This window comes from Arthrobacter sp. ZGTC412, from assembly GCF_002929215.1.
Lineage (GTDB): Bacteria > Actinomycetota > Actinomycetes > Actinomycetales > Micrococcaceae > Arthrobacter.
In genome coordinates this window covers 175,546-198,333 of record NZ_PJII01000004.1, presented here as the reverse complement: position 1 = coordinate 198,333, position 22,788 = coordinate 175,546, and the positions used below count along the sequence as shown (strand labels likewise).

Below are 22,788 nucleotides of genomic sequence, written 5' to 3'. Positions count from 1 at the left end.
TGTCATCTGCGGGTTGCGGGTTGCGGGTTGCGGGTGCAGGTGCAGGGTTCAGTGCTCGGTGCAAACCAGGTTGCCGTCGCGAACTTCCAATACCGCTGCCCTGACGTGGCTGAGGCGGGTCTTCGGTTCAGGTGCCATGGTGTCGATGTCTTCCCCGCCCCAGTGCGGGTGCGTGAAGTAGACCAGCAGTGCCCGTTCTCTCCCGTCTTCCTGGCCTGCGAGGGGAACCACATCCGCATGGCGTCCGACGACGGGCCTTCCGTCCACGCGTTCCGGTTGCGTCAGGATGAGCCCGCCCAGGTGTTCCTGCGGTACCCAGTTGCCGGCGGCGTCGTCCGAGCGGTAAATGGCCTGGCCGCGCCATTCATCAACAATCATCCAGTAGGTCCCCTCGAGCTGGAAGACCTTGGGTCCTTCGTGGGGACGGCCGGGGATGGTAAGTCCTTCCTGGATCCACGACGACGGGTCCTGGGGTGTATCGCTCACTGCGCTGTAGGTATTGGAGCCGCGGGCCTCGTCCTTGTACCAGAGGCGGTAGCGGCCATCCCCGCAGAGGGCGACGGCGGCATCAATGACCCGGGGTGAATCCAGGTCGATGGCGCCGAGGTACTCCCACGTAGCCAGGTCCCGGCTGGCCAGCTGGACGATGGACGCGTTGCCGGTCCAGTCTGTCCGCACCCCGCCCAAGACCGTCAGGTACATGATCCACTGATCGCCGATCCTTACGACGTCGGGAGCCCACAGAGTAGCCGGCAGTTCCGTTTCCGGAGGCACCAGTCCGTCCAGGGTGCCTTGGTAGCTCCAGCCCAGTCCGCCGTCGGCAGACCTCGCAACGCCGATCGCTGTTCCGTGCACCCACTCGACGCCAGTCAGTCCCGGTTGCGCGGCCCGGCGCTGAGTGTAGAACAGTACCCACTCGCCGGTGAGGTGGTCCGGAACCAGGATGGGATCGGTGGGGCCGTCCCAGAGGGGGTCGCGGTACGGAGTCCGAAAGGCCTCGGGGCGCAGGGGAGTGAGTCCAACGGCAGCCTGGTCCTGGGGGGCTGCGTCCTGTACCACTGGGTCCTGTTGCACCGATTCTCCAACGTTGTAGTTTTGGTGCTTCCAGCATATTCACGTTTGGCGACTCGTGAACGCAATAGCGATACGCAAATTTGCGGGCGCTACCCAATGTTCGGCCGCGTCAGCGAATTTGCGGGTCGAAACCGCGATGCCGTGTCGACAGCGGAACAGACACCACTCGCGCGGTTACTCCTGGAACAGCCCTGCCAGGTCTTCAGCGGTGATGGAGCCACCGGCCAGGGCGTCGCCTTCCATCACGTCGGCGAACAGCTGCGACTTCCGGGCCTTCAGCGCCATGACTTTCTCTTCGATCGTGTCCTTGGCGACCAGCCGGTAGACCATCACGTTCCGCTCCTGCCCGATCCTGTGGGTCCGGTCCACAGCCTGCGCCTCCGATGCCGGATTCCACCATGGATCCAGCAGGAACACGTAGTCGGCCTCCGTGAGGTTGAGCCCGAACCCGCCTGCCTTCAGCGAGATCAGGAACACGGGTGCACTGCCGTTCTTGAACTCGCTGACAACGTCGGCCCGGTTGCGGGTTCCACCGTCGAGGTAGCAGTACTCGATCTTCTCCTCGTCCAGCCGCTCCCGGACCTTGCCGAGGAAGCCCGTGAACTGGCTGAAGATCAGGGCACGGTGGCCCTCAGCCACCAGGTCCTCAAGCTGCTCGAACAGCACGTCCAGCTTGCTGGACCGGACCGACGACAAGGCCGGATCAACAAGCGAGGCGTCCAGGCTGAGCTGCCGCAGCAGGGTCAGCGACTGGAAGATGGTGAAGCGGTTCTTGTTGACGTCCTCGATCAGTCCAAGGATTTTTTGCCGTTCCCGCTGCAGGTGTGTCTGGTAAACCTTCTGGTGGCGCGGGTTCAGCACCACCTCCAGGATCTGCTCCTGCTTGGGCGGCAGGTCCTTGATGACCTGGTCCTTGGTGCGCCGCATCATCAGCGGACGGACCCGACGGCGCAGCTTGTCCAGCTGCCCCTTGTCACCGTTCTTCTCCACCGGCTTCTGGTAGTACTCCGCGAAACGCTTGGGACTGGAAAACAGCCCCGGCGCAACGATCGAGGTGAGCGCCCAGAATTCCATGAGGTTGTTTTCCAGCGGTGTGCCGGTAATGGCCAGTTTGAAGGCGGCGGGCAGTTTCCTGGCGCACTGGTACGCCTTGGACTGGTGGTTTTTCACGAACTGGGCCTCGTCCAGGACCAGGCCGGCCCATTCCAGGGAGGCGTAGGCCTCGTAATCGATCCGGAACAGGGCATAGGACGTGATCACGATGTCCACTCCGGCGAGCGACTCGGCCGGGACCTGGTTGCTCTTCGCGAAGGTCTCACTGATGGCCTGGATCTTCAAACCGGGAGCAAAGCGCGCTGCTTCCAAGGCCCAGTTGCCCACGACGCTGGTGGGCGCCACCACCAAAAAGGGAGCGCCGGCGTCGGGCGCGGAAATAGCGGCGCCGGAAGCCGGAACACTGGAACCTGACGCAGCGGGCGCGGGTTCCCCGGCAGCAACCGAACGCGCCAGTTCCTTTGCCGCGCACATCAGGGCGAGCGCCTGCACGGTTTTGCCAAGGCCCATGTCGTCAGCGAGAATGCCGCCGAGGCTGTGCCGGTACAGGAAGGTGAGCCAGTTGAAGCCCTCCAGCTGGTATGGACGCAGTTCGGCGTTCAGGGTGGCCGGGAGCGGCAGGCCGTCCACGCCGCCCTCCAGCAAACCGCCAACCGCCGTGCGCCAGGCCGCTGCCTGCTCGTCAACGATCCCCAGCTGGGCGAGCTCATCCCACAGGCCTGCCTGGAAACGGCTGATCTGCAGCGGTGCATCCTTATTGTCCTGCAGCGAGCGGGCTTCCTCGATCAGAGCGCGCAGCTGGTGCAGTTCGGGGAGGTCCAGCGAGAAGTAAGCGCCGCTGGGCAACAGCATCTTGGTCTGCCCCGCGGCCAGCGCGGAGAACACGGCGGCGAACGAAACCGGCTGGCCCTCAAGGGATATCTGGATGCCGAGGTCGAACCAGTCACGCTGCTCGGTGGCCTTGGTGGAGATGGAAACCACCGGCGCTTCCTCAGCCTCGCGGTAGTCGGCGATGTCGCCCACGGTGTCGACGTCGACGTCCGGAGCCTGGCGAAGGCGGGGCAGTACTTCCTCGGTAAACGCCAGGGTGTCCAGGCCCTTCAGCTCTACCGAAGCCGCGAGCCGGGGAGTGCCCCAGCCGCCGGTTGCGGATTCGCCCAGGGCAGGGACCACGTCCCAGGGCTGGCCGATCCCTTCAAGGATCCGGGCCTCGGCGGTGTCGTCACGGTAGCCGTGGTCGCCGGGGTGCCGCCACAACGGTTGGGCGGTGACCAGGTTTCCCGTTTTGTAGTGCCATTCCCAGTGCAGCCGCACCCTGTGGTCGGCGCCGTAATTTGCCAGCAGCGAGAGGGTGGGGAGGGCCAGGGTGGGGAGCTCAACAGACTCATCCCGGGCAGTGACGCGGGCCGACTGCTTCAGCTTGGGGTAGAAGCCTGTAAGGAAGCGCGATTCGTCCTTGGCAGGAATGCGGAGGGTGCTGCCCGCAGTCACAAACGAGAGCAGCTCCTCGCTCAGGCCACTTTCCAGCGGCGCCAGCGTGATGACACCGTCGGGGTCCGGGACGCCCGGTAAAGCCGCCTCCCCGGACGTTACAAAAATGCCGTGCGCCGGACGGCCGATCGTGCCTATCGACGCCGGATCAACCTCGACCCCTTCAACAGTGACGGTGGGCGCAAGCTCCAGCCCGCCGTCGGAACTTTGAGCTTCGGCGGGCGTGCCGTTTGAATCCGCGCCGGCAGCGGAAGGTTCAGTGAGGGGCGAGCCGTAACGGCCGAGGTTAAGGCCGACGGCGGCGGGGGACTCCGCGAGCCGGACCGGTTCGGTGCCGCGCGAGTGAACCAGCGCCAGGCCGATCTTTTTGGCGTCCGCCAGCAGGCTCCAGAGGTTCTTTCCGGAGTAGGTGTTCAGGCCCAGCCAGAGGCCCGATGAGTTCTGCATCCGGGCGGCCGAGGCGGAGTGCGCGGCCAGGAACTCCTGCATCCACTCGACGTGCGACTCGTTGCACTCTCGGCGGAAGTTCAGGTAGCTCAGGGTATTCCAGGAGACGTCGCCGCGGATCCACTTGCCCTTGGCGCCCATGATCACCGGGCGGGCCTTCAGCTGGCGGACACTGCGCAGCGGGTCCCGCCGGCCGGTGTAGGAAAAATGCGGCGCGGGCTCTTCAACCTCGAACTGGAGGGCCAGGGGGACGCCATTTGTCGACAGTGCAATGCCCGGCTGGGAGATCAGCGGGCTGAGGGCCCGCTCCCAATCAGAAACGGTGGTGAGCGGTTCCCGCGAAACCTGCGTGGCGGTAGCCGGCGAAAGCAGCTGCACGCGGGTGGCCGGGTTGTCCTCCGCCGCGAAAAGCAGCGCCGCCACGTGCTTGCAGTCCTTCCGGACCGGGCAGCTGCACACCCCTACGGTGCAGCTCCAGCCGCCACCCCTGCGGACCAGCTTGGCGGTGGTCGAATACGGAAGGTCCGCGCCGCCGCGGACCTTGCCCAGCATGAGTCCGGTGGCGGCGTCGAACGAAATTCCCGAGACGCGGCTTCCCATGGCATAAGCCAGCCCGGCCGCCAGGGAACGGTCGTTGATGGCGGGGGTCTGTATTGCCAGTGCCGCACTCTCGTCCGGTTGGGATGGCATGGTGCGCGCTACTTTCAGCAGGCCACGGTGGGGCCGGGCCGGTGGTTGGTTATCTGATCCATCTTAGTTCGCCCGCGGGGGAGGGCGTGCCGCCGTCGAATCCCCAGGCAGGGACAACTGGCCCCACAATTTTCGCCGGACGTTCACTTCCCCCTCAACGCTGGTGGTACCCGGCCCACGTAGCGTGAAAACCGTTCGAGCACCACCCGCTTACAGCAGTGAGGATTGCCATGATCACCAGCCAGCAGCCTGTCGTTTTGACCAGCAGCAGCATTGATTCCAGCGACGAGGACGTCGTAGAGGCCAACGTTAGCGTCGTGGATGCCATGCATACTGCCCTGCTCCGCACCGAAGAGATGTCGCCCGTCGCCGTGCGCAGCTACTACGTGGACTTTTACCTCACCCAGGCACTCGAAGGTGGCTTCGCGCAGTACGTCTTTACCGCCGTCGACAGGTCTGAGACGGACACGCTGATCCGCGAAGGCATGGCGGGAATGGGCGCCACTACGCACTTGGACCTCTTCAACCGGTCCGTCGAAGCATTCGATGACCTGTCCGAAGAAGACGAAGAGCATTACCTCGACGGCGGCCTGGATGACTCCGAGGACACCCCCGACGGAGTCCTCCGGATGGAGGAGCTCGACGGCGAGTTCGAGGAGCTGCTGGAGAGCGAGAACATCACCGCACTCAACGCCGCCTGGCTGCGCGGCCAGGCCGAGCTGCTGGTGCTGGACGACGAGGAAATCGGCGCATGCATCGAGCGGCTCGTGGCCCAGATCCCGGACCTGCCGGAGCGCCAGGCGCAGGCCGACGCCGAGGCCCTCGAGGATGCCCCTGACTTCGAAATCATCATCCGCGAACTCTGCAGCATCGCAGGGTACGGGCTGCTCAAGATCACCATGGGCGACCCCAACTACCTGCACGACGGCGAGAAGACCCTGGCCTGGCACTTCTCCACCGACCACGGCGACTTCCTGATGGTCGAGGAGGACGGCGAGGCCTTTATGATCAACCCCGAAACCCAGGAGATCGTCGCTGCCGTGGAGTTCGAGGAAGCCGACTCCGAGCTGGCCGACGCCTGAGACCTCAACGGGGGCGCCCGCAACGGGGCGCCCCCCCCGCCGGTCCAGCGCTGTCAGCCGCTGAGCGCTGTTCTGTTCTGCGTCCTTAGCTGTTCTGCTCCAGGGCCAGCGCAAGAATTTCCAGCAGCCCGTCGTCCACGTGTTCGGTTGAGGTCAGGCGCACCCGGCGGGTAAAAGGGTCGTCAGGCCGGGTCTTGACGGATTCGATCCGGCCCGCAGCAGGGGTGTCGAGCCTGAGCGTCACGTCCACCGCGGTGTTGGTGGTCCGGGTGACCTGGGCGAACTTCCGCCGGGGGCTGTGGAGGGACACGTAGCCCTTCCGCATCTGGATCTCCACTCCCTCGGTAGCGGACGCCCAGGCCAGGATGGCATCCGCGATGGGCCTCAAGTGCGGGTGGTTGGCGTACTGCCCGTTGATCAGCTCGTCGGCGTCACGCAGCATAAAGTCCGGGTAGCCGAACATTTCCCATGACACCGCGTACTGGGCGTACCCCGTCACCCCGAAGGTGTCCCGCATCCAGGTGCGGAGCTCGCCGTCGTTTTTGATTCCTGCGGCGCGCGCCTTCCCAACCCAGTACGCCGTGTCCTCGCCGGTCTTCCTGACAAGCAGGGCTTTGTTGCTGTCCACCATCGATTGCCAGGTGTTCGGCTTTTTTGTGGACTCCGGGATGGCAGGCATGCATCGATCGTAGCGCCGTGAAAAAAGATTCCGCGCACCCGTAACCTTTCCGGCGTCCCACGCGATGTAGGAGGTGATGGGTCCGCCCGACGGACCGAATCAGACGTGTTGTCTAGGTTTTGGAGTGTCTTATGTCGTTGTTCACCGTTCTCGCCACCAGCAAGATCGCCGCCGGAGTACTCGCTGCCGGAACCCTGGCCGTCGGCGGAACCGGCGCCGCTGCTGTTTCCGGCGTCCTCCCCGCCGAAGCACAGCAAAGCGCCCACGATCTCTTCGGTGCACCGGCCCCGGAACTCGTTGGAGAAGCAGCCGCTGACACGCAGTCAGTAGCTGACACCGCTGTGGATGCCAGCACGGTCGCCTCCGCTGACGCTGGAGCAGAAGCCGCAGGAACCGCCGCAATTTCGGAGGACAGCGTCGCTGCCCAGGGCTCCGCCTCCGCTGCTGCAGGCACGGCCGTCGATGCAGCCGGCGCAGCGGCCATCGGCCTTTGCACCGCTTTCGCCAATGGCGGCCTGAACGCTTCCTCCGAGGGCTTCTCCTCGCTGGCCCTTGCTGCACAGGGTGAAGCGAACGTCGAAAGCTTCTGCGCCGACGTCGTAAACCAGGCCGCCGTTGCCGCAGAGGCAAGCGCCGCAGCCACGGGCTCAGCCGCTGTTGAGGTCGGGCGCCCCGAGCTTCCTGCCGTTCCGGCCATCCCCGCTGTTCCGGCCGTCCCCGCTGTTCCGGGTATCGAGGGCGAGCCGGCAGTTCCCGCTGTACCTGCCGTTCCCGAAGTCCCGGCTGCTTCCGTCGACGGAGGCAGTGCAGCTGTGGACGCCCCGTCCGTTTCGGTCCGCTAAGCGGCGTTAGCTAGTGTGTACTGCGGGAAACGGCAAGAAGTCCGTTTCCCGCAGTAGGGCAATCCTGACCCTTGAGGACATCATCCTTCAGGAAGATCGCCGCCCTATGGGAGGCCGGTCCGGGAATTCGGCCCGGTAACACCTGCCGTCAGGCAGCGGGGGGAAGAAGCGCAGGACCCGCAGCCCGCACCGTAAACCGGGATGGGCATTGCCTTGTTCCGGGATGGAGGAGCCGCCGGTGCTAGACACTTTGGCCCAAGAAGAGATCGACATATTCGACGACGCAGCCGGAACCGACCCGGCCGCGCTGTTCGGCGTCGCCTACCGGTCCTTTGCAGGTCCAGTGCTGGGTTACCTCAAGGCACGGGGCGTCGACGATCCCGAAGCAGTGACCCAAGACGTGTTCCTGGCGTTCTTCCCGAAAATCAGCGGCCTCACCGGAGGGCTGCAGGGGGCCAAATCATTGCTGTTTTCCATCGCCCACGCCCGGATGGTTGACCACTATCGGCGGCTGGAACGCAGGCCACAGCTGACTCCTTACGACCCACAGGAGGACAGCCGGAGCACCCCTTCGGCAGAGCACTGCGCGGTGGAGCTGAACGGCGCTGCTGCCGCCCTGCTGGACGGGCTCAGCGACGAACACCAGGAAGTGCTGGCCCTGCGGGTGGTGGCCGACCTTTCCATAGAACAGGTGGCCGGAATCATGGGCAAAAGCGAAGGGGCGGTCAAGCAGCTCCAGCGCAGGGCCCTTCAAAATCTCAAGGCACAGACGCTCAAAAGAAACCAGGCAAACAATGAGTGACACCGCAGGATCCCGCCGTGACGGGCCCGTTGACCAGCTGCTGTTGGAGGCTGACCTCGACGGGGACACCCAGCTCCGCCCCGTCCTTCTGGAACTCCGTGCCTTGGGTTCTGTTGCGCCGGAACCAACAGCTGAACTGCTTGCCCTGATGGCCGGAGCAAACGGAACCCTGGCCGCCGTCGAACCCTCAGCAGGTCCTGCTGACGAGCTGGCTGCCCGCCGCAGGGCCAAACGCCGGGCCACGCTCACGGCCTTGTCCGTGGCGGTTTCCCTGAGCGCCGGCGGTGCTGTTGCCGCCGCATCCGACCAGGGCATCCGGGAATCATTTGGTCAGCTCAACCGGGCGGCCACTTCCTTTATCACCGGTCCCGGCGGCGCACCTGCGGACGATCAGGCCGAACAGCCCGCGGCGCCTCTGCCCACCGCCCCAGCCGGGACCGCGCCCGCCGGCGCTCCAACCGTCGGCGACCCGACATCGATACCGGCAGACCCTGCCGCGGCCACGCAGCCGACGGCAGGTCCGCAGTCGGACGGCCCGGGCGAAAGGCCCGCCACACGCCAGCCAACTTCCCCGGGTAAGCCCGGGGAAGTCCCCGCTTCAGAGACCCTGCCCGGGGTTGTTCCCGGGCACATCGCCGATGGACTGGGCGGATCGCCGGAAGTGCCGGTTCCCTCACGGGTTCCCTTGCCGGCGACGCTGCCGGCAGTTCCGCTCCCGTGACGGCGCCGGCACCCGGCTCACCGTCCCCCAGGTCCTTTATTTATTTGGCCGCCGTCTTGATCATTTCGCCGGCCGGATCCGCAAGGTACCAGACGTCGTTGACGCCTTGGCCGAGGATGTCACCGGCCTTTGTGTCCTTGGCGAAGTAGTACAGCGGCATGCCGTTGAGGGTCACTTGCTTTGCACCCTCCGGCGTCGTGATGGTGCCTACAGTCCCGGTTACCCCTTCAACCTTGGGCTCGTCCGATGTGGTGAGGAGCGGCGGCCACGCGGTCAGGCACCCCTCCGTGCAGGCACTGGTTCCGGAATCCTTCACATCCTTGGTGAAGTAGTAGAGGCTCATCCCCTTGGAATCCACCACAATGTCCCCGAGGCTGGAGGAAGCGATCATAAGGTCGACTCCGGCGGCTGCAGTTGACGCTGAGGACGTGGCATTGGGAGCGGCCGAGGAGGTGGCGGGAGCGGCAGTGGTTGCCGCGGGGGTGCTGGCTGCGGGGGTGGTTCCGCTGCCGCCGGCGCACCCGGCCAGGGCCGCCGCCAGGGCGAGAATTGTAAGGCCTGTTCCCACATGCTTTTTCATAGGTTTGCTCCTTGGCTCGTGCCCGGCGTCGATGCCGGACGCTAACGACTACGACGCTTCCGGGTGAAGAATGGTTCAAATGAACCAAATTCCGGCTGCGGGCGTCGTAATAGCCGGAAGCAGTACGGAGGTGAGCCGTACTGCAGGCCGGGACAGGAGGTCCTGTAATGCCGATGGACGAGGACGTAGTGGAGTCCATTTACCGTGAACACGGCCCGGCCCTCCGCCGCTTTGTGCTCAGCGCCTCCAGAGATCCGCAACTGGCCGAGGACGTGGTCCAGGAAACCGTGCTCCGCGTATGGCAGCACGCGCCGGAGGTCACCGGAAGCCTCCGGAGCTATCTCTTCCGGACAGCCAGGAACATCATGATCGACAACTACCGCCGGGCCCAGCGCCGCCCGGTTGAGACTTTGGATGACGGCCTTGCCGACAGTGCAGGGGCGGTGGAACGCGTGGATGAGCTGCTCAACAGGGTGCTGATGGAGGAAGCGCTGCTCCGCCTCAGCTCCGAGCACCGGGACGTGCTGGTGGCCCTGCACTACCGGCGGTTCACCGTGAATGAGGCAGCGGTGCAGTTGAACGTGCCGAGCGGAACGGTGAAGTCCCGTGCCTATTACGCTGTGCGGGCGTTGCGGACCATTCTGGACGAGATGGGGGTGGAACGGTGAACGCTTCCGAGCAGCACCAGTTGCTGGGCGCGTACCTCTTGGGCGGACTCGCCGCCGAGGACATGGAGAGGTTTGAATCACACCTGCATGGTTGCCGGAGGTGCCGGGACGAGCTTGCCCGCCTTGAGAAACTGCCTGCGCTGCTGGACGCCCTTCCGGTGCCGGACGCCGTGGCGCTTACAGTCGTTCCGGCTGGATTGGGTGCGCCGCCCGCCCCTCCAGCCGGAGCCCCGGTGCACCTTCTCTCCGAACTGGCGCACCGCCGTCGTAAGGCACGACGGCGGTGGGCGGCCCTGGTAGGCGCGGTCGCCGCAGCGTGCCTCGCCGTGGGGATGGCCGTGGGTCCGCTCCTGAACCGGCCCGCGCAGCCGGACGCCACATATTCAGTACAGTCCGGAGGCGGCCTGCAGTTCAGCATCGACCTGGCCCGGAAGAACTGGGGAACCGAGCTGGCCGTGAACGGCAGCAGCCTCCCCTCCGACGGGACGTTGTCGCTGTGGGTGCGGGACCGCGCCGGCGGAGAGGACCGCGCCTGCGCCTGGACGGCCACGCCGAGCGGCAGGGTCAGGGTTACCGGAGCCACGCCCATCCAGCTGACCAGTATCTCGAGCGTGGAACTGCGGGACGGCACGCAGCAGGCCGTCGCGGTGATCACCGTCCCTTAGCGCTCGGGGCTTACTCGAGGCACTGGGCCGGCACTGGGCCGGCACTGGCCCGACGACACCGGTCTGGTGGCGCGGGAGCGGGCGGTTTATTGGTTCATCTTCGCGAGGCGCGCGCGGACGATCATAAAGACGCCGTAGCAGATCAGCCCCACGCCGACCGCTGCCAGGAGGTACACCCCGAAGGGCTGGTCCCGGAGCGCACGAAGCCCGCCGTCCAGTCCGGTGGACTCCTCAGGATGCGCCTGCAGGGCGGCTATGGCGATGAGCAGCCCGGTCAGCAGCAGCACAATTCCCTTGGCCACGTACCCTGCCACGCCCAGCACGGTGACGGCGGTCCTTGCTGTGGAGGATGCCGGCATCACCAGATGTTTTTCGAAGGATTTCCGCAGGCCGCGGATGCCGTACACCACGCCGGTGACGGCAATCCCGACGCCGAGCAGGACCAGCAGCGCCACACCGCCCGGAGCTTTCATTACGGAAGCGGTAAGGTCGCTCGCCGCCTGCTGGTTGTCGCCGCCCGAACCGGTGCCCCGCGCGAAGGACATCAGCGTGAGGGCAAGCCCCGCGAACACCAGAGCCTGTGCCGCTGCCTTAGCTTTCTTCCCGGCCTTTTCCTTGGTGGGCAGCCGGCTGTAATCGAAGATGGCATCGCTGGTCTGCCACAGCGCGAGGGCTGCGCAGGCGGCGAAGCTGGCCCACAACAGGAAAGGTCCCGCCGGCTGGCTGGCGAGCTCAGCTACCGCGCCGCTGAAATCAGCGTTGCCCGTACCGCCCATCGCCAGCCGGATCGCAATGGCGCCCACCAGCAGATGCAGGATGCCGCTCGCCGCAAACCCCGCCCTCGCCAGCAGTTCCAGGGTGCGGGAGTTGGTGGCGTTCTCAGCTGCACCAGCGGCCTGTCGTAATTCTCTTTTGATGGCTGTTCCCTTAATGCAAGCGCGAAGGCGCTGATGTTTCGTGCTCCCGGCACAAGGGCAATCGTGCCACGCCAGGATGGCAGGCACCAGTCATCCAGCAGCACTTTGTGGATTACGCCGCAGAAGCGTGGCCTGGGGATTATCGGGCCGGGGCCGGCCGCGCTGAATCTAATGGCGCTGGAATTAACGGCGGCGGTAGCAGAGGTCGAAAATGAGCCGACCGGCTTCGTGGGCCTTGCCCTCGAAGCTGGTCCTGATCCGGCCTTCGAACCGCGGCGCCCAGCCACCCGTCTCGTCCACGCCCTCGTTGGGCCCGGTGTGTTCTGTGCTGACGGGAGCGCGGCCTTCACGGACCGGGGCTCCGCCCACCACTGATTCCACGCCGGACTGCCACACCTGGGTCAGTGGGCTTTCCGGTCCGCGGCGCTCGCCGGTGTGCAGGTTCTCGAAGTCTGCCGATACCGCCAGGACGTCGCGGACATGGACCGCGTAGTTGGACCAGTCAGTGGCAATCCGCCAGAGCCCGCCCTGTTTGAGCGCGCGTGCCGCGAGGTCCGCGAATTCCGGCTGGATAAGGCGCCGCTTATGGTGGCGGGACTTGTGCCACGGGTCGGGAAAGAAAACCCACAGTTCACTGACGGAACCTGCCGGAAGCATGCTGGCGAGCACTTCCGGCGCGTTGGCCTCCACCACACGGACATTTCCCAGTCCGCGGCTGTTGATCTTGATGATGGTGTTCGCGAGTCCTGGGGTGTAGACCTCCACTGCCAGGAAATCGGTGTCCGGGTTCTCCTCTGCGGCATGGCAAATGGCGTCACCCAGGCCGGAACCGATCTCCACGATGAGGGGTGCCTTGCGGCCGAACTCCGCCTCGGCGTCGAAAGTGTAGTCCGGGTGGACCGACGTATTCGCGACGTGCCGGGGGACGTCGACAGCCCAACGCTCGGCGTGCTCTTCCCACGCGGCCTGCCGACGGCCCTGCAGCCGGGTTCCGCGGCGGACAAAGCTGACAGGCCGCCCTCCGTAGGTGCCGAAGGAAGCCTGCGTGCCGGGGGTCACCGGCCTCGGGACGTGCTCCGGCTGGGGGGATTCTGGGGATTCGCTCATCCCTTCCAGAATACCGGCGGGTGAACGGCGCAGCACACAGCAAACGCGGCGGATGACCGGTCCGGAGAGGCGTCCGGGAGTTCTTAATGACGGGAACTGCCAGCGCCAGGGAGGGCATCGCAAACAGGAGCGGCAGGCTGAGGAACACCAAGGGTGCCACCCAGGGAGTGGGGGACCGCCGTCGGACGGGTAAGTGCCAAGCTCCTGTAAGAATGGGCGGGTGACGGAAGCGACGAATGCGGCGGCGAAGAGGCAGCAGCCCGGGGAGCTGGCGGGAAAGCCCCGGCCCGACAACCTGGTCCATCCCGACAACCTGGTGGACGCCGGGATTGATGAGCTGCCGGCGCCGGAACCAACCCGGGTAGGAAGACGGAGGGGCCTGGTTTTCCTGGGCCTTTGCCTGGTCCTGATCGGCCTGAACCTGCGCACCGTCTTCTCCAGTTTCTCGGCCGTGCTTCCCGAGGTTACCTCGCAGGCTGCACTGCCGGGGTGGGCATTGGTTGTGCTGACCACTGTCCCGGTGACGCTGTTAGGCGTCTTTGCGCCCCTTGCCCCGGCACTGGCCCGCCGCTTCGGCGCCGAACGCGTCCTCCTCGGTGCGATGGCGGTCCTCACTGCGGGGCTCCTGCTCCGCCCGGCCGAGCTTCCATGGCTGCCCGTAGCGGGTGCGCCGGGACCAGGGCACCTGCCCGCACTGCTGGCAGGAACAGCGGCCTGCGGTGCCGCCATCGCCCTGTGCAATGTGCTCCTGCCGGGACTGGTCAAACGCGACTTCCCGCACCGGCTTGGCCTGATGGGCGGGCTGTACACCACCGCCATCTGCGCCTCTGCCGCACTCGGGGCCGGCTTCACCTACCCGCTGTACACGGCGACGGGGGAGTGGACCCTGGCGCTGTGGTTCTGGGCGCTGCCTGCCGCCGTCGTCCTTGTCCTGTTCCTGCCGGTGGCAGTCCGGCAGCATCCCGTCCGGCACCAGGCGGTGAGGAAGGGGGTGAACGTCTGGCGTTCGGCAGTCGCATGGCAGGTCACCATCTTTATGGTGCTCCAGGCCATGATGTCTTTCAGCGTGTTCGCCTGGCTGGCGCCCATTCTGCGGGAGCGGGGAGTGGACGGCGCGACGGCGGGGCTGATCGTGTCCGCGTGCATTGTCCTGCAGATGCTCGGTTCGCTGTTCGCACCGGCGCTGGCCGCGAGGTTCGGTGACCAGCGGACCATCAATACGGTGGTGGCGCTCATGACTGGTGGGGGCTTCGCGCTGAGCATCTTCGGGCCGCTCGAGCTGATTTGGGTGTGGGCAGGACTCCTGGGGCTGGGACAGGGGAGCCTCACCGCGGTGGCGCTGACCTTGATCATGCTGCGCACCCGGGACGGGCACACCGCGGCCCACCTGTCCGGCATGATGCAGGGCGTGGGCTACGGCCTCGGTTCTACGGGAACACTGATGGTGGGCCAGCTGCACCAGGCAACCGGAACATTCACAGCGGCTGGCATCCTCTTCCTGGCGGTGGGACTGCTCGCTGCGGTGTTCGGCTACCGCGCCGGACGGAACCGGTTCGTCGGGGACCCAAACAGGTAGCAGCAGGTGCTACCTACTTTGGGAAAACTAGTGGGTGAGGTCCTTGCCCTTCGTTTCCGGGATGGTGAAGACGAACAGGGCACTGACCACCAGCAGCAGTACGGCATAAACGTTGAACAGGTCCGGCAGTTGCAGGGTGGTGCCCAGCCACTGCTGCAGGTACGGCGCGGTGCCGCCGAACAGCGCCACGCAGATGGAGTACGGGACGCCCACACCCACGGTGCGGATGCTGGTGGGGAAAAGTTCGGCGTACACGGCCGGCACGATTGCTGCGCTCGCGGCGATGAAGATCAGCATCACGGACATGCCGACAGCCAGCTGCCACGCGGAGTCCTTCAGTAGCCAGGTCATGGGGAAGTGCATCACGGCTGAGCCGGTGGCGCCGGCCCACAGCACCTTCTTGCGGCCGATCCGGTCCGACAGTTTGCCCCAGAAGGGCAGCGCCGCGATGAACACGATGTTGCCGATGACGCCGGCCCAAAGGGCTTCGCCGCGGTCGATCTTCAGCGCGGTGGTGGCGTAGCTGGGCGCCACCACACCCCAGATGTAGTAGATCACCGTGAGGCCCACCGTCAGGCCGATGACCTGCAGGGCCTGCCTGCGGTGGCGGACAATCTGCGGCCAAATCGGCGCGCGCTTCTCGCCGGCGGATTCGCTCTGGAAGGCCTCGGTCTCGTGCAGCCTGGACCGCATTATCAGGGCGTAGAGCCCCAGCGCAGCGCCGATCAGGAACGGGATACGCCAGCCCCACGCGTTCATGGCCTCCGTGCTGAGCACCATGTTCAGGACGGCGCCAAGGAGCGTGCCGAACAGGATGCCCACCGTCCCGGAGGTGTAAATCAAGGTGGCCCAAAAGCCACGCTTTTCCTTCGGCGCCATCTCGGAGAGATACGTCTGCGACGACGGCAGCTCGCCGCCGTGCGCCAGGCCCTGGACCAGCCGGGCCACCAGCAGCATCAGTGACGCCCAGGCACCGATGCTCGCGAAGGTGGGGGCGATGCCGATCATCAGGCTGCCCAGTGAGGCGAGGCCCACGGCGAGGGTCATGGACGTCTTGCGGCCCACCCGGTCGCCGATCCAGCCGAACAGGAAACCGCCGAAGGGCCGGGCAACGAAGCCGACGGCGAAGATCGCCAGCGTGGACAGAACGGCCGATGCCGGGTCCGCCTTGCTGAACAACTGGCTGGCAATGAAGGGGGTAAAGGTTGCATAAATGGCCCAGTCGTACCATTCGACGGCATTGCCAATCCCGGTACCGACGAGGGTTTTCCGCATAGCTGCGCGCTCAGTGCGCTGGGTGCTGATGATGGACGTCATCGAAGTTCTCTTCCTGGAAGGGTGGATCAGGAGTTGGTGCGGGATAGCGAAAGCGCGGCGAGGCGCTGCGTCGCGAGCTCCGCGTAGAGGGCGGCACCGTCCGCCAGCACGCCGTCGTCGAACGTTGCGTACGGAGAGTGGTTGAACGGCGAGGCGGCATGATCCGCGCCGCGGGGGACGGCACTGAGACCAATGAACGTACCGGGTACCTCAGCCAGCACACGGGAGAAGTCCTCCGAGCCGCTCAGCGGCGTGGCCCAGCGGGACAGCCTGGACTCGCCGAACATTTCGGTGATGACGTTCTCGGCTGTTTGGGTCTCATCCTCGTCCGTGATGGTGAGGGGGTACTCCTGCTGGTAGTCGACGTCGACCTCCAGGCCGTGTGCCGATGCGATCCCCTGCAGGAGGCGCGGAATGGAGTCCATCAGCTTTTGCCGCGAGGCCTCGGAAAAGGTCCGGACGGTGGCCTCGATCCGTGCCGTTTCCGGGATGACGTTCCGCTTGGTCCCGGCGTGCAGGACGCCGACGGAGAGGACCACGGGATCGAACATGTTGAACTGGCGGGTGATCATCACCTGCAGCGCAGTGACCATTTCGGCGGCCGCGGTCACGGGATCCTTTGCAGCGTGCGGGGCGGAACCGTGGCCGCCTGCGCCGAGCACGGTGACCACCAGGCCGTCGGAGGCGCTAAGCATCACGCCGGGCTTGGTGGCGAAGGTGCCGTGTGGTTCCAGGGCGGAAAACACGTGCATCCCGTACGCGGCGTCCACCCGCCGACCGGGCGCATCCAGCACACCCTCGCGGATCATGTAGCTGGCGCCGTCGAAGCCCTCCTCGCCGGGCTGGAACATCAGGACGACGTCGCCCGCCAGGCGGTGCCGGTTGTCGGCCAGCAGGGTGGCAGCGCCCGTAAGCATCGCCGTATGAAGGTCATGGCCGCAGGCGTGCATGGCGCCGTCCAGACGGGAGGTGTACTCGACGCCGGTCTTTTCCTGGACGGGGAGGCCGTCCATGTCGGCGCGCAGCAGGACGGACGGCGCGGCCTTCTGTGCCTTCCTGGCACCTGCGCCCGAGGGGCCGGTGCCGCGCAGCACGGCCGTGACCGACGTCGTCTCCTTGCCCAGGGTGATTTCGTACGGGAGTCCGTCCAGAGCCTGAAGGACCTTTTCCTGAGTGCGCGGCAGGTCGAGGCCGATTTCAGGCTCCTGATGCATGGCATGGCGGAACCGGATCAATTCGGGCTGTAGCTCCCTGGCTGCGGACGTGATGGTCATTTCGGCTCCTCCAAAGAATGGGTTTAGTCCAGTGTGGGGTGACATGACTCACATACGCCGGATCTCCTCGAAAAATGCATCTGCACGCCTTCTGCCCCAGCATTCATGCGCGGCTGCGGAAGAATGGGGAACATGGACCTGACCGAGGAGGACCTTGCCCTTATCAACGCGCTGCAGATTGCGCCGAGGGTGAGCTGGGCAGACGCCGGTGAGATCCTTGGCGTTCACGCCACCACGCTGGCCGCGCGGTGGGAACGGGTGCGCCAGTCCGGCGCCGCGTGGGTGACGGCGCACCTGATGGGGGACCCAAAGCAGATGTGCCTGGCGCTCGTCGACGTCGGCTGTGACATGCACCGTCGCGAAGAGGTCACCGAGGCCCTCGCAGCGGTGCCGCAGATTGTCACCATCGAAGAGGCTGCCAGCAACCGTGACCTCATGCTGACGGTCATAACGCAGTCCCTTGAGGAGTTCACCACGGCAGTGGCTTCCCGACTCAAGGACATCGACGGACTGCTGAAGTACCAGACGGCCCTCTGCACCAGGCTGCACTCCGGCGGTTACGCCTGGCGCCTCAATGTACTCAACCGGGCGCAGATCTCGGCGCTGCAGGCCAAGGCCGGACCGGAAGCAGCGGGGTCGGCACCTCCGGAGTCCGTCGTCGAGCCGTTGCCGGAGAGCCACCTGGCACTGCTTCCCTTCCTGGCGAGGGACGGGCGGGCGACAGCGGCCGGCATCGCCCGGGCGCTCGGCCGGCACCCAGCCACCGTGCAGCGCCAGTTGAACCGGGTCCTCGCCAGCAGAGTCCTCTCCTTCCGCTGCGAAGTGGCGCAGAAGTTCTCCGGCTACCCCGTCACGTGCCAGTGGTTCGCCAACGTACCCGCGGGCCGGCATGAGGCCGCTGCCGCCGAGCTCCGGGGCCTCCGCAATGTGCGGCTCAGCGCCTCAACCACTGGCCGCACCAATTTTGTGATCATCATGTGGCTGCAGTCGCTGGCGGACGTCATGAACGCAGAACTTGCCCTGCAGCAGCGGATTCCCGGAATCGAACTGGTGGAAAGCGTGGTGATGCTCAGCACCGTCAAGCGGGTGGGGTGGATGCTGAACCAGGACTCCACAGCCACCGGTCGGGTGGTCGTCCCCGCGGCGGTGACCAGCGCCGGCTAGGCCTGTCAGAAGCCCGGCCCTGTCCGTGCCGGCCGCTATGCTGTGGAGCACGTCCAATACAACCGATCGGGCCAGAAGCGTGCGCGAGACAACCCTTTCAGCCACCGACCCCCACGCCGGCATCCTGCAGCGGCCGTACCTGTGGGTGACCATTGGTGCCTGCGCGCTGGTGTTCCTGGCCGCGTTCGAGTCCCTCGCCGTAACCACCATCATGCCGGTGGTGAGCCGCGAACTGAACGGCGCCAGCCTCTACGCCCTTGCTTTCGCGGGGCCGCTCGCAACTGGTGTGATCGGCATGGTCGCTGCCGGAAACTGGTCCGACCGCCGTGGCCCCACCGTCCCCCTCTACGCATCCGTGGCTTTGTTCGTCGCAGGCCTGCTGATCGCAGGCACCGCGGTCTCCATGCCGCTGCTCGTCGCCGGGCGGCTGGTGCAGGGGCTGGGCGGCGGCGCCCTGACAGTGGCGCTGTACGTCCTGGTGGCCCGCATCTATCCAGCGCTGCTCCACCCCAAAATCTTCGCTGCCTTCTCCGCGGCCTGGGTGATCCCGTCCCTGGTGGGCCCGTTTGCCGCCGGCATTGTGGCGCAGGTGTTCAGCTGGCATTGGGTGTTCCTGGGCGTGGTGGGCCTGGTTATTCCGGCGCTGGTGATGATTGCGCCGGTGTTGCGGGGTGTGCCGTCCTCCAAAGGACAAGGCGCCAAAGGACTAGAAGGTGCACAGCAACGACCCACCCCGTGGGCCTTCGACCGGCTTGCCTGGGCCACCCTCGCGGCGCTCGCGGTACTGGGACTCAACCTCTCGCGGGAGGTCCGTCTCCCCGGGTTCAGCGCAGCGCCGGCACTCCTGGCGGTGGCCGCCGTCGTGATTGCCCTGGTGGCCGTGCGGCCGCTGGTGCCGCTGGGGACGCTCACCGCCCGGCGGGGCCTGCCCAGCGTGATCCTGGCCCGCGGGCTCGCCTCTGCTGCCTTCTTCGGGGCCGAGGTCTATCTGCCGTACCTGCTGATCGAGCAGTACGACTTCTCGCCAACCTTTGCCGGCCTTACCCTCACCGGTGGAGCGCTCGCCTGGGCAGGCGCGTCGGCAGTCCAGGGCCGGCTTGGTGCACGGTTGCCCCACAGCCGCGCCATCCGCATCGGTACCTTTATGGTACTGGGCGCCGTTGTCCTCGCCCTGGCCACCACCGCGCTGCACTGGCCGGCCGCCGTCGCCATTGTGGGGTGGATTTTCGCTGGCGGCGGCATGGGCCTGCTCTATCCCCGCCTGAGCGTGATGACCCTGGCCCTGTCCGCCAAGGAAGACGAGGGTTTCAACAGCTCCGCCATGTCAATTTCGGACTCCCTGGGCGGCGCGCTGGCGCTGGCCACTACGGGCATCGTGTTCGCAGCATTTACGACGACGACGGAATCCTTTGCCGGGGTCTTTGGACTGGCCGCCGTAGTCGCCGTAGCCGCGGTGGGGGTTGCTCCCAGGGTCACCAGCAAAAGCCAGCGCGGCGCTTGACGTCAGGTCAGCCGGCTGGCGCGGACCACCACATCTGCGATGGTGGCGTGCTGCCCGTCGGGCCCCTTCACCGGCCGCTCCCTGCTGGTCTGCACTTCCACCTGCCATTCAGGGCCACCGAGTCCCAACTCGTGGACCAACTGCTCCCCGGTGTAGAACATCCCGTGCGTTGTGTGGCCACCGCCCCACGGCGGAAGCCGGTCCGGATGGTGGCCCACCACCAGCAAGGTTCCGCCTGGTTTAACCGCTGCCGCTGCCGTTTTCAGGGGCTTCTGCCAGGCGAGCTCCTGGGAGTGGAGGAACTGTGACGTCACCAGGTCGTACGACTCGTCAGGCTGCCATTCCTCGAGGTCGGCCTGCTGCCAGCGGATCCGGCTGGCGATGGCCCCCTCGGCAGCGTGCACGCTTTCCCGAGCCAGGGCGGCTTTCTCGTGCCCGTGCGCCCGGTCCAGTGCGACGGCGGAAACGTCGACCGCGGTGACCGTCCAGCCGTGCTGGGCAAGCCAGATGGCGTCCGCACCTTCGCCGCAGCCCAGGTCCAGCGCATGTCCCGCCCGGAGCCCGCCGGCCTCCCGGACCAGCTGCGGGTTTGGTTTGCCGCTCCAGATCTGCGGCTTGGTGCGGTAGCGCTCGTCCCACAGGGCGGCGGCGTCCCTGATTTCCTGACCGTCGCCGTTCCCGGAAAGGCCGGGGCCATCGCCGTCGCTAGGAAGGCCGTGCCCGCTGTCGTGCGTTGCCTGGCTGGTTTCGACACGGTGCGCTTCATGCTGGTGGGACGCGTGTTCAGTCATGACTTAACCCTGCCCCGCCCCGACGGTGTTGGCAACGCCCCCAAGTAACTGGCACTTAAAGCACTTAAAACGGGTTTTGACGACGTTAAGTGCGAGCTAGTTGGGAGGGGGAGGCAGGGGGAGTGGGCGCGGGATGCTAGACTGTTGGAACTTGATGTGCAGTGATGCCCATGTTTCCCTTCATTTAGGGACTGGGCTTTTTTCATGTGAGAGGCACATCCTGCGTCGATGAACGCGTTCCATTTGGTCCCGGCCGCCGCTTTGCATAAGCGGCAGCAGGCTGGTTGATCACCTGAATTTTCTTCGGCGAACCCCCTTGGCCAACCGGCGTCGGGGGCCGATATCCGCACGGATACCGCCTGAAAGACCTTTGACTTTGACTACTTTTGCTGCCCTCGGCACGCCCAAAGCCCTTGCCGACACCCTCACCGCACAGGGAATCACCGAGCCGTTCCCCATCCAGGTGAAGACCCTCCCTGACACGCTGGCGGGACGCGACGTCCTGGGCCGCGGCCGCACCGGTTCCGGAAAGACCATCGCCTTCGCCATCCCGCTTGTAGCACGACTCGCTGAGCGGGAAGCCAAGCACTTCCGCAAGCCCGGCCGCCCCATGGGCCTGGTCCTTGCACCCACCCGCGAGCTGGCCACCCAGATCAATGCCACCATCGAGCCGCTGGCCAAGGCCGCCGGCCTGAACACCACCGTGATCTACGGCGGCATCTCCCAGGCCCGCCAGGAAAAGGCCCTGCGTGCCGGCGTCGACATCGTCATCGCCTGCCCCGGCCGCCTGGAGGACCTGATCCGCCAGCGCATCCTCACCCTTGAGGCCGTGGAAATCACCGTCCTGGACGAGGCCGACCACATGGCTGACCTCGGCTTCCTGCCCGTGGTCAAGAAGCTCATGGACATGACCCCCAGCCAGGGTCAGCGCCTGCTCTTCTCCGCCACCCTGGACAACGGCGTGGACAAGATCGTCCAGCGCTACCTGTCCAACCCGCTGACCCACTCCGTGGACGACCCGCAGGCCGCGGTCACCACCATGGAGCACCACGTCCTGGTGGTCAACGACCAGACCGTCAAGAAGCAGCTGATCGTCGAGCTCGCCTCCGGTGCCGGCCGCCGCGTACTTTTCATGCGGACCAAGCACCACGCCCGCAAGCTCGCCAAGACCCTGACCGACGCCGGGATCCCCGCCGTTGACCTTCACGGCAACCTGTCGCAGAACGCCCGCGACCGCAACCTCGCCGAGTTCTCCTCCGGTGACGTGCGCGTCCTGGTTGCCACCGACGTCGCAGCCCGCGGCGTGCACGTGGACGACGTCGAACTGGTCATCCACGTTGACCCGCCCACCGAGCACAAGGCCTACCTGCACCGCTCAGGCCGTACAGCCCGCGCCGGTTCCGACGGCACCGTGGTCACGCTGACCCTCCCCGAGCAGCAGACCGACGTCAAGAAGCTGATGAAGGCCGCGGGCGTCGAGGTCAACTTTGAGCGCGTCACCGCCAACTCGCCGCTGGTTGCTCAACTGGTCGGCGAAATGGCTGACAAGATCGATCCCCGCACCCGGGCCGCACTGCTGGCCAAAAAAGCCGCGCAGCAGGGCGGCGGTACCTCCACCGGTGCCAACGCTGAGCGTAAGCGCGCCCGCCGCCAGGCTGCGCCCACCACCGGTGGACGTGGCGGCCGTGGAGGACGCGGGAAGGTTTCCGCCGAGCCCACTCGTACCGATGTTCCGCGTGCCGAGCGCCGGGCAGTCGCTTTCGAAGGCCGCACCGAAGCCCGGGCAGCATTCGACCGCGTCAGCGAGCAGAACGAGGACCGCGCCATCGCAGCAGCAGCTGCCCGGCGCAACGCACGAGGCCGCGGCACCGCGTCCACACACAGCAATGACGTCCCCGCGGCAGGTGGCCGTGCAGCGGCTGGCCGCGGTTCGGACGGACGCACTGATTCACGTGTAACCCGCAGCGACGCTCCCCGTGGCGGGACCGGCCGTCCGGCTTCCTCCGGCCGACCGGCTTCCTCAGGCCGTCCGGCAGCCTCGGGTGGCCAGCGCAGCGGACGTCCGGCAACGGGCCAGCGTGCCGCAGCCGGTGCAGGTGCCCGGACCGGCGGCGGTTCCCGTTCCGCAGGTGCAGGTGCAGCCGGCGGCGGCAACAAGGCTGTCTGGTCCTCCAACACTGGTGGTACCTCCGGCGGGTCCTACTCCGCCGGCAACGGCGGCGGTTCCGGCCGCCCCGCCCGCAGTGGCCCGCGCCGCGCTTCGGCTCCGGCCTCGAACGAACGCCGCAGCCGCTAAAAGTTTGTTCGGTGGTTGAGCCTGTCGAAACCCGCGGGCTCAACCACCGCT

General features: G+C 66.3%; 19 protein-coding genes. 10 read left to right on the top strand and 9 right to left on the bottom strand.

What is annotated here, in order from left to right:
- Nucleotides 1-48: 48 nt before the first annotated feature.
- Entirely contained in the window at nucleotides 49-1,074 is a 1,026-nt protein-coding gene (locus tag CXQ88_RS07680; RefSeq protein WP_258061730.1) for a glycoside hydrolase, read from the bottom strand.
- A gap of 174 nt (nucleotides 1,075-1,248) precedes the next feature.
- Nucleotides 1,249-4,755: a DEAD/DEAH box helicase gene (locus CXQ88_RS07675; protein ID WP_104043567.1), complete on the bottom strand. Its 3,507-nt coding sequence runs from the start codon at nucleotides 4,753-4,755 to the stop codon at nucleotides 1,249-1,251.
- A gap of 230 nt (nucleotides 4,756-4,985) precedes the next feature.
- Here CXQ88_RS07675 and CXQ88_RS07670 point away from each other — a divergent pair, with 230 nt between their 5' ends.
- Nucleotides 4,986-5,837: a DMP19 family protein gene (locus tag CXQ88_RS07670; RefSeq protein ID WP_104043566.1), complete on the top strand. Its 852-nt coding sequence runs from the start codon at nucleotides 4,986-4,988 to the stop codon at nucleotides 5,835-5,837.
- Nucleotides 5,838-5,922: 85 nt separating this feature from the next.
- Here the strand turns inward: CXQ88_RS07670 and CXQ88_RS07665 are convergent, their stop codons facing one another.
- Nucleotides 5,923-6,516 carry a DUF5655 domain-containing protein gene (locus tag CXQ88_RS07665; RefSeq protein ID WP_258061729.1) on the bottom strand — a complete coding sequence of 198 codons (594 nt, stop codon included), beginning with the start codon at nucleotides 6,514-6,516 and terminating at the stop codon, nucleotides 5,923-5,925.
- A 131-nt stretch (nucleotides 6,517-6,647) separates the two neighbouring features.
- Here CXQ88_RS07665 and CXQ88_RS07660 point away from each other — a divergent pair, with 131 nt between their 5' ends.
- The 3 genes from CXQ88_RS07660 (at nucleotide 6,648) to CXQ88_RS07650 (ending at nucleotide 8,881) form a co-directional block, all read left to right on the top strand.
- Nucleotides 6,648-7,358: a protein tyrosine phosphatase gene (locus tag CXQ88_RS07660; RefSeq protein ID WP_104043565.1), complete on the top strand. Its 711-nt coding sequence runs from the start codon at nucleotides 6,648-6,650 to the stop codon at nucleotides 7,356-7,358.
- 223 nt (nucleotides 7,359-7,581) lie between these two features.
- Nucleotides 7,582-8,160 carry an RNA polymerase sigma factor gene (locus CXQ88_RS07655; RefSeq protein WP_104043564.1) on the top strand — a complete coding sequence of 193 codons (579 nt, stop codon included), beginning with the start codon at nucleotides 7,582-7,584 and terminating at the stop codon, nucleotides 8,158-8,160.
- Nucleotides 8,153-8,881, top strand: a complete 729-nt coding sequence (locus CXQ88_RS07650; protein ID WP_104043563.1) for a hypothetical protein — start codon at nucleotides 8,153-8,155, stop codon at nucleotides 8,879-8,881. Before CXQ88_RS07655 ends, CXQ88_RS07650 begins: the two co-directional genes overlap by 8 nt.
- Before the next feature lie 40 nt (nucleotides 8,882-8,921).
- Here CXQ88_RS07650 and CXQ88_RS07645 read toward each other — a convergent pair whose 3' ends face one another.
- A complete protein-coding gene (locus CXQ88_RS07645) occupies nucleotides 8,922-9,461 on the bottom strand; it encodes a COG4315 family predicted lipoprotein (RefSeq protein ID WP_104043562.1) in 540 nt (179 codons plus the stop codon).
- A 167-nt stretch (nucleotides 9,462-9,628) separates the two neighbouring features.
- Here CXQ88_RS07645 and CXQ88_RS07640 point away from each other — a divergent pair, with 167 nt between their 5' ends.
- On the top strand, nucleotides 9,629-10,129 hold the full coding sequence (locus tag CXQ88_RS07640) for a sigma-70 family RNA polymerase sigma factor (protein WP_104043561.1): 501 nt from the start codon (nucleotides 9,629-9,631) through the stop codon (nucleotides 10,127-10,129).
- On the top strand, nucleotides 10,126-10,794 hold the full coding sequence (locus CXQ88_RS07635) for an anti-sigma factor family protein (protein WP_104043560.1): 669 nt from the start codon (nucleotides 10,126-10,128) through the stop codon (nucleotides 10,792-10,794). The genes CXQ88_RS07640 and CXQ88_RS07635 overlap by 4 nt, the downstream gene beginning before the upstream one ends.
- A gap of 86 nt (nucleotides 10,795-10,880) precedes the next feature.
- Here CXQ88_RS07635 and CXQ88_RS07630 read toward each other — a convergent pair whose 3' ends face one another.
- Nucleotides 10,881-11,726: a DUF1206 domain-containing protein gene (locus CXQ88_RS07630; protein ID WP_104043680.1), complete on the bottom strand. Its 846-nt coding sequence runs from the start codon at nucleotides 11,724-11,726 to the stop codon at nucleotides 10,881-10,883.
- A 168-nt stretch (nucleotides 11,727-11,894) separates the two neighbouring features.
- On the bottom strand, nucleotides 11,895-12,818 hold the full coding sequence (gene trmB / locus CXQ88_RS07625) for a tRNA (guanosine(46)-N7)-methyltransferase TrmB (RefSeq protein WP_104043559.1): 924 nt from the start codon (nucleotides 12,816-12,818) through the stop codon (nucleotides 11,895-11,897).
- 268 nt (nucleotides 12,819-13,086) lie between these two features.
- On the opposite strand from trmB, the gene CXQ88_RS07620 reads away from it, so the two are divergent.
- Nucleotides 13,087-14,394 (top strand): CynX/NimT family MFS transporter, encoded by a 1,308-nt coding sequence (locus tag CXQ88_RS07620; RefSeq protein ID WP_104043679.1) that lies wholly within the window; start codon nucleotides 13,087-13,089, stop codon nucleotides 14,392-14,394.
- 27 nt (nucleotides 14,395-14,421) lie between these two features.
- On the opposite strand, the gene CXQ88_RS07615 is transcribed toward CXQ88_RS07620, so the two are convergent.
- Nucleotides 14,422-15,711, bottom strand: a complete 1,290-nt coding sequence (locus CXQ88_RS07615) for an MFS transporter (protein ID WP_104043558.1) — start codon at nucleotides 15,709-15,711, stop codon at nucleotides 14,422-14,424.
- Between the two features lie 26 nt (nucleotides 15,712-15,737).
- Nucleotides 15,738-16,985: a M20 metallopeptidase family protein gene (locus tag CXQ88_RS07610; protein WP_104043557.1), complete on the bottom strand. Its 1,248-nt coding sequence runs from the start codon at nucleotides 16,983-16,985 to the stop codon at nucleotides 15,738-15,740.
- 132 nt (nucleotides 16,986-17,117) lie between these two features.
- On the opposite strand from CXQ88_RS07610, the gene CXQ88_RS07605 reads away from it, so the two are divergent.
- Together CXQ88_RS07605 and CXQ88_RS07600 are read left to right on the top strand one after the other, a co-directional pair.
- Nucleotides 17,118-18,149: an Lrp/AsnC family transcriptional regulator gene (locus CXQ88_RS07605; protein ID WP_104043556.1), complete on the top strand. Its 1,032-nt coding sequence runs from the start codon at nucleotides 17,118-17,120 to the stop codon at nucleotides 18,147-18,149.
- Between the two features lie 79 nt (nucleotides 18,150-18,228).
- Nucleotides 18,229-19,650: an MFS transporter gene (locus CXQ88_RS07600; protein ID WP_258061727.1), complete on the top strand. Its 1,422-nt coding sequence runs from the start codon at nucleotides 18,229-18,231 to the stop codon at nucleotides 19,648-19,650.
- Between the two features lie 2 nt (nucleotides 19,651-19,652).
- Here CXQ88_RS07600 and CXQ88_RS07595 read toward each other — a convergent pair whose 3' ends face one another.
- Nucleotides 19,653-20,441 carry an SAM-dependent methyltransferase gene (locus CXQ88_RS07595; RefSeq protein ID WP_104043554.1) on the bottom strand — a complete coding sequence of 263 codons (789 nt, stop codon included), beginning with the start codon at nucleotides 20,439-20,441 and terminating at the stop codon, nucleotides 19,653-19,655.
- Nucleotides 20,442-20,817: 376 nt separating this feature from the next.
- Between CXQ88_RS07595 and CXQ88_RS07590 the strand changes: the two genes are divergently transcribed.
- On the top strand, nucleotides 20,818-22,737 hold the full coding sequence (locus tag CXQ88_RS07590) for a DEAD/DEAH box helicase (protein ID WP_104043553.1): 1,920 nt from the start codon (nucleotides 20,818-20,820) through the stop codon (nucleotides 22,735-22,737).
- Nucleotides 22,738-22,788: the final 51 nt, after the last annotated feature.